Here is a 7,622-nt window from a genome sequence, read left to right as displayed (position 1 = left end):
GCTGGAAAAATATTAGAGAAATCATGACATTCCTAAAATCTACGCTAAAGTAACTAGGTGAGAGTTAAAAAATAAATTCTTTAGAACTATCAGAAAGAAAGAAAATACTATGCTGCAATTAACGTTTAATCAGAAAGTCGGTCTCGGTTTTGCCATTATCATCTCTTTGCTATTGGTGTCCGGGCTATCATCTTTATGGAATCTTAATGACATCAATGGGTCAACCTCAAGGGTGAATGAAACGGCTGTGCCTGTCGTGAAAGAAAGTAACGATGTACAGATACAGCTACTAAAATTAGCAAAACTCAGTTCTCTGGCATTTAATGCTGAGAATCAGGATGAGATTGCTAGTTTTAAAAAATCATTCGATAAAGGCGCTAAAAGTTTTGATGAAAGATATGTCAGTCTTGAAAAACTAGCTGAATCTGATGAGCAAATGAAGGCGCTCGTTATTGGTATTAAAAGTAACTATGACCTTTACCGTTATGCAGTTAACGAAATGTTTGAGTCAAAATCTGAAGTTTTGACGGCAAGAGATTACATGTTAGAAGAAGCTGACGTGTTATTTGGCTTAGTTGATAATGTTGGTGCTTCCCTTGATGAAATACAATATTACCTGCCACCTGAAGAGTACAAGGATCAGATGGATTTGGTAATAGGCTTTGCTAATCAATCGATTACCTTGATTAATAATATATTTAAGACCATTGATGAAATAAAAATCACTCAGGATATCGGGCGAGTCAGCGAAGGTATGGGAGATTTTGAGTGGTCGATCAATGACTCTCACTCTTGGTTCGTTAAGGGTGCTGAAGTGTTTAAGGATTTTGATGAAGACGATATGCTTCCCGCCGCCTTTGATGCTTATGCTGAAATAAGTGAATATATTAAAAAGACACCCTCAATTGTTGATCACAAAAAACGGCAGTTGGAGCAAATTGAAGTTGCAAAACAGAAGTTGTCTGAAGCAGATTCAGCAGTAACACAATCTATTGAAGGGCTTGACGAGTTATTGAAAGCAGCAGATGTTCGCTTTAATGACTTGCAGGGTGAAGTGTTAGGTAGTTTGGACTTCGGCTTTAAGAGTTCGATAGTGATGTTGATAGTTCTGATTTTACTTGCTACCCAGAACTTTAACTCGATGCGTTTAGCTATCCGTAAGAAGATGATCGATCTTGCCAAATTGAATGCAATTGGTCGTTCTTTGGCCGGTGCTCAGAGTCAAAATATTGCTCTTGAAGAAGTGCTTCAAAGTATGCATGAAAAGATTGGCGTTTCGCAGGGTTCGGTTTTTCTTACAAATGAAAATCAGCAGTTAGAGGTGAAAGCACATTTCCCACCTAAAGCGATTGAAGCTGGTAGTGGAGCTGTTAAGTTTGATATGGGACAAGGTGTTCTAGGCAAAGCAGCTGAAACCAAAAAGACTATTTTTGTTCCAAATACCGAAAAAGATAAGAACTTTGTCTCGTCTGCTGGCGGGCAAGAGCGTGCCTTACTATGTGTACCGCTTGTCGACAAAGAGATTCTCGTTGGTGTGATTAACCTTTCCGGTGATGTGAAGAATGTGAGTTTTGCTGATAGTGATTATGAGTTCGTTTCTTCTGTAGCGCGATCCTTGGTGACGACAATCAAAAGTATTCGAATGCGTGAAGTTATCGAAGAGCAAAACAGAAACTTGGAAGCGAAAGTGGAAGAGCGTACTGCAGAGCTTCGTCAGAAGAACAACGATATTGCAAACATGATGGCGAATATGCACCAAGGTTTGTTTACTATTACCGAGGGTGGTTTGATTCATCCAGAGTATGCAGCATTCCTTGAGCAGATCTTTGAAACTGACCGTATCGCAGATCGTAACTTTGCGGACTTGTTGTTTAGCAACACAACGGCGGGTTCTGATGCAGTTGATCAGAATATTACTGGTGTCGATGCTATTGTCGGTGAAGACGAGATGATGTACGACTTCAACTCTCATTGCTTAATGACTGAAATGAACATCCGCATGGATGATGATCGTGAAAAGATTCTTGAGCTGGATTGGGATCCAATTATCAGTGAAGAAGGTGAAGTTGATAAGTTAATGGTGACAGTCAGAGATGTTACCGAGCTTAAAGCTCTAGAAGCAGAGGCTGAAGAGCAGAAGCGTGAGTTGGCAATTATTGGTGAAATCCTTGCTGTTGATGCAAGTAAGTTTGCCGACTTTATTGGTACTTCTGAAGACTTCTTGGCTGAATGTCGACAGCTTATCGAAGCAAATGATGAGAAAGACCTGGACATTATTGCTAACCTGTTCCGCTCAATGCACACAGTGAAAGGGAATGCTCGTACCTATGGTTTGAGTCAGGTTACCGACATTGTTCATGAAGTTGAAAGTACTTATGACGATCTTCGTAAGAATGAAGATGTACTTTGGGATCAGAAGCAATTGCTCGAAGAGTTAAGTGGTGCGGAAGATATCATCGCGAAGTATGCATATGTGTTCCGTGAGAAACTTGGTCGTGATGGAGAGGCTGAGAGTGGTATTTCCTTAGACCCGGCACGCGTCAGCTCTTGGTTGGAAAATATCAAGTCACTTACCCAGCAAGCGCTTGATGACAATGTTAAAGGTGTTGTTTCTGAGGCATACAGCATGCTGATGTCAATGGAAGCTAAGCCCTTAGATGGTGTGATTTCAGATGTTATCGAATCAGCTAACTCGCTCGCAGAGCAGCTTGGCAAGGGTAAACCAAATATCGAAATTGATAATGCAGGAATCTTTGTTAAAAGCGAAGCGCATAGCACGCTTAATAACATATTCATGCATGTTTTCAGAAACGCTATGGATCACGGTATTGAGGGGATTGATGAGCGCCTTGAAAAAGGAAAATCTGAAAGTGGTACTATTAGTCTGGACGTTAGCTATATAGACGATTTGGCAAACCTTGCGGTTCGCGATGACGGGCGCGGTATTGCAATTAGCCGTATCTATAAAATGGCGATCGAGAAGGGTATTTATGCAGAATCCGATCCGAAGCCTTCAGCGAGTGAAATCGCTAATTTGATCTTCTCCTCGGGCTTCTCTACTGCGGATGAGGTTACGGACGTTTCAGGGCGTGGTGTTGGTATGGATGCTGTTAAGGGCTTCCTGGAGCGCGAAGGTGGAAGTATTGAGGTTATTCTGGATGATGGTGATGAGAATGCAGACTTCAGATCATTTACTACAAATATACGTATCCCGGCAAGTTTCTACCAGAAAGCTATTAGCTTTAACTAGTTTTAATAGTTGAGATTAAAGGCAGGCCTCTTACGAAAGTAAGGGGCTTTTTTGTTTGTGTTTGCGATATTTATAGTTGGCAAATCGATGTGGCTTATTTGGGGGTGAAAAAAACGGTCTGGTTGTATCCTGCAGGTCTTAGGCCTGGTCTATAGATTGGAGTGGATCTACAAAGAATTAATTCAAAGCGCAGCTTTGATAAAGTTAGGAAAGTGGGAATAAGAAGTTGGCTCCCCGAGCTGGGCTCGAACCAGCGACAAACGGATTAACAGTCCGCTACTCTACCAACTGAGTTATCGGGGAACAGAAGACTAACGAAGACTTCGTTAATCAAGGCCGCGTATACTAAAGAGCAAAGCGGCCCAGGTCAAGACCTTAAAGTACTTTTTTGAGACGTGAAATTGCTGACTCTAATATTTCCATGCTGGTTGCAAAGCTTAGGCGCATGCATCCAGGAGACCCAAAAGCAGACCCAGGTACAAGTGCCACACCTGCTTCACTTAGCAGCATCTCGGCCATTTCAACATCGTTAGATATATTCGCTAGATTGTCGATAGCACCCTGGAAGTTTGGAAAGACATAAAATGTTCCATCGCCAGAAATACATTCCACGCCGGGAAGTTCATTAAGCGCTGCGACAAGATAGTCGTGGCGCTTTTTAAACTCGGTAACCATTGTTGTGATGCATTCCTGGCTGCCATTTAGTGCTTCCAACGCCGCGGCTTGAGAAATGGAGCAGGGGTTCGATGTGCTTTGCGACTGAATCTTTTTCATCGCAGCGATTGCTTTTTCTGGTCCTGCTGCGTAGCCAATGCGCCAGCCTGTCATGGAATATGCTTTAGAGACACCATTCAAAACAAAGGTGCGGTCATATAGCTCTGGGCAGGCGTTCAATATGTTAACGAAAGGTTGTTCTGTCCATAGAATATGTTCGTACATATCATCGGTAACGACTAAAATCTCAGGGTGTTGTTTTAGTACCTCGCCAATGGCAACCAGTTCTTCACGTGTATAAGCAATCCCGGTTGGGTTCGAGGGAGAGTTTAAAACTACGATTTTGGTTTTATCGGTAATTGCTGCTGACAGTTGCTCGGCAGTCATTTTAAAACGGTTATCAAGGCTCGTTTCAACAATAACTGGTTTGCCTTCCGCTATCTTGACCATGTCGGGGTAGGATACCCAGTACGGTGCAGGGATAACGACTTCGTCGCCTGGGTTTAGCAAGGCAAGTGAGAGATTGAAAAAGCTTTGCTTTCCGCCAGACGATACGAGGATCTGCTTAGGCGTATACTCAAGCTTGTTATCGCGCTTGAATTTATCGATGATCGCGCCTTTTAGTTCTGGAGTGCCGTCTACTGCGGTGTAGCGCGTCTGGCCATTTTTTATTGCACTAATCGCAGCCTGCTTAATGTGTTCAGGGGTGTCGAAGTCTGGTTCGCCAGCGCCTAAGCCGATAATATCTTTACCTGCGGCTTTTAGTTCATTGGCTTTGTTGGTAACAGCCAAGGTCGGAGATGGTTTTATAAGTTGTACCCGGTTTGAAAGTTCCAGGGCAGATAAAGCTGGGTTGGATGATTGTGCTTCCAAGTCTGTTTCCTCAATCAGGAATAATTGCTCACCGTAAATAAAGAACGTGTACTGGCTTATTCTAAAGCAAAAAATTTGCTATCGTTTGCTACCCGATAAGCGCATCGCATAGCTGCAGTTGTATTTATATACAAGTGTCTTAGTGCTGCCACCCAAGTTTAGAAGGTCAATCTACAGTCATGCTTCGTGACTGATAATAGATTTTCCTTTAAGGGAGTGGTCAAACTTGCGAAGTCTATCATTTTTTCATTACGACCGGAATCATAATGGCGAAGGAATTTTTACTAGAGTCACGATTTTCCCCAGCGGGGGATCAGCCTGAAGCAATCAAACAACTTGTTGAGGGGATAGAAGACGGTTTGATGTATCAAACGCTTCTTGGTGTAACGGGGTCAGGTAAGACCTATACGGTTGCAAACGTTATCTCAGCGCTTCAGCGACCTACTATTATAATGGCGCATAATAAAACACTGGCGGCTCAGCTATACGGCGAATTTAAAGAGTTTTTCCCGCAAAACTCGGTCGAGTACTTTGTTTCTTACTATGACTATTATCAACCTGAAGCCTATGTTCCATCTTCAAACACCTTTATTGAAAAAGATGCTTCAGTCAATGAACATATTGAGCAGATGCGTCTATCTGCAACTAAAGCACTTATGGAGCGGCCAGACGCAATAATTATTGCCACGGTTTCTGCCATCTACGGTTTGGGTGACCCGGAATCATATCTCAAGATGATGCTACATCTAGATAGGGGGGAGCCGGCTAGTCAACGCGATATCTTAAAACGATTGGCCGAGATTCAATATACGCGAAATGACATCGAGCTACACCGAGCTACCTATCGTGTGCGTGGTGATGTGATAGACGTCTTCCCCGCTGAGTCTGAAAAAGAGGCAATCCGAATTGAGCTATTTGATGATGAGGTCGAGAACTTAAGTTTCTTTGACCCCTTAACCGGCGAAGTGACGCGTCGTGTGCCTCGGATTACGATTTACCCTAAATCCCATTATGTTACGCCGCGCCAAACAATTCTGAATGCTGTGGATGGAATTAAGTCCGAATTAGAAATTCGTTTAGCGCAGTTACGGGACAATAATAAGCTCGTCGAAGCGCAAAGGCTAGAAGAACGAACTCGCTATGATACAGAGATGATGACAGAGCTGGGTTACTGTAATGGTATTGAAAACTACTCGCGCTACTTGTCTGGGCGCGATGTCGGCGCAGCGCCGCCTACCTTGTTTGATTATTTGCCGGATAATGCCTTAATGGTAATCGATGAGTCGCACGTAACGATTCCTCAGATTGGTGCAATGTTTAAAGGCGACAGGTCTAGAAAAGAAACCTTGGTGGAGTATGGTTTTAGGCTTCCGTCGGCACTTGATAATAGGCCTATGCGTTTTGAAGAATGGGAGCGTATATCTCCCCAGTCTATTTTTGTTTCCGCGACACCATCAACCTACGAAGAAGAGCATGCTGACAAAACCGTTGAGCAGGTCGTTAGGCCGACGGGGTTGCTTGATCCTCTAATAGAAGTGAGGCCTGCTACAACTCAAGTAGATGATTTGCTGTCGGAGATTAATGCGGCAACCGAGCTAGACGAAAGAGTGTTGGTTACAACGCTAACAAAGCGTATGGCTGAGGATCTCACAGATTTCTTAATGGAGCATGGCGTTCAAGTCAGATACTTGCATTCCGATATAGATACTGTCGAAAGAATTGAAATTATTCAGGACTTACGTCGTGGTGAGTTTGATGTCCTGGTAGGTATTAATCTGTTAAGAGAAGGGCTTGATATGCCGGAAGTTGCCCTGGTTGCAATTCTCGATGCTGATAAGGAGGGTTTTCTTCGTTCCGAAAGATCACTGATTCAGACGATAGGGCGGGCGGCTAGAAACGTTAAGGGCAGAGCGATCTTATATGGAGATAAAATCACACGATCAATGGAGAAGGCGATATCAGAAACAAAGCGCCGTAGAGCAAAGCAGATGAACTTCAATGAAGTAAATGGTATTACGCCCCAAGGCCTGAATAAGAAGGTTGGTGATATCATGGAAGGTGCTTCTTTCATTCCTGGAAAGCGCAAAGCAAAAAATAAAGTTGCGGATGCAGGTCAGGAGTACGATATGGCAATCGCTGCTCGAACACCGAAAGAGCTGGAGTCTGAGATGCGTTCATTAGAAGAAGAAATGTATCAGGCAGCAAAAGACTTAAAATTCGAAAAGGCAGCAAGTTTACGAGATAAAATTTCCGAGATTAAAGAGCGCCTACTTCTATAGTTAGCGCGTTATTTACAATTCGCGTCAGAAAAACGTCGTTTTTATGCACATTTTCGAATTTGCTAAGAAAGTCAATATGAAACATGGCGTTTTTTTGCAAAAATACTAAAGAAACTATAAGGTATTGAAAAATAAGGCTTTTTTAATTGGTTAAAAAATAATCAGTTTGTGTGTCGCCGCCATTTCTAGCGGGGTTTGACCGTCTTTACTTAAGTTTTCAACAAAGTTATCCACAGAATTGGTGGATAAATGTCAAAAGCGTAATAATGCTTTTGTCTTAACGGGGATTGAATTTAAGTCGCTTTGAAAGTCAACATGCTAGAGGCGGAAATTAGCAAAAAAAATAGTAAAAAATGCAATTTTTTTGCTTGTCTTTTTTTGCCGAATGGACTTGCCAGTATTTTCTTTTCGTTTACCTGTGAACAAGTGTATATAATGAACGCCGATTATGTTTGTCGATAAAATGCACTTGTTAATATTTTTTAAAGTCGGGTCTGTATATGTCT

General features: G+C 42.5%; 3 protein-coding genes and 1 tRNA gene. 2 read left to right on the top strand and 2 right to left on the bottom strand.

The window, feature by feature from the left end:
• The first annotated feature begins 109 nt into the window (after positions 1–109).
• Positions 110–3,250, top strand: coding sequence for a GAF domain-containing protein (locus A3761_RS13780; protein ID WP_068739142.1), 3,141 nt, complete (start codon positions 110–112; stop codon positions 3,248–3,250).
• Positions 3,251–3,477: 227 nt separating this feature from the next.
• Here the strand turns inward: A3761_RS13780 and A3761_RS13775 are convergent.
• Positions 3,478–3,553: transfer RNA gene (locus tag A3761_RS13775), tRNA-Asn, on the bottom strand.
• A 72-nt stretch (positions 3,554–3,625) separates the two neighbouring features.
• Positions 3,626–4,837, bottom strand: coding sequence for a pyridoxal phosphate-dependent aminotransferase (locus A3761_RS13770; protein WP_304438882.1), 1,212 nt, complete (start codon positions 4,835–4,837; stop codon positions 3,626–3,628).
• Between the two features lie 266 nt (positions 4,838–5,103).
• On the opposite strand from A3761_RS13770, the gene uvrB reads away from it, so the two are divergent.
• Positions 5,104–7,116 carry an excinuclease ABC subunit UvrB gene (gene uvrB / locus A3761_RS13765; protein ID WP_068512349.1) on the top strand — a complete coding sequence of 671 codons (2,013 nt, stop codon included), beginning with the start codon at positions 5,104–5,106 and terminating at the stop codon, positions 7,114–7,116.
• Positions 7,117–7,622 lie beyond the last annotated feature (506 nt).

This window comes from Oleiphilus sp. HI0123 (assembly GCF_001635315.1).
This window is presented reverse-complemented; position numbering and strand designations above follow the sequence as displayed.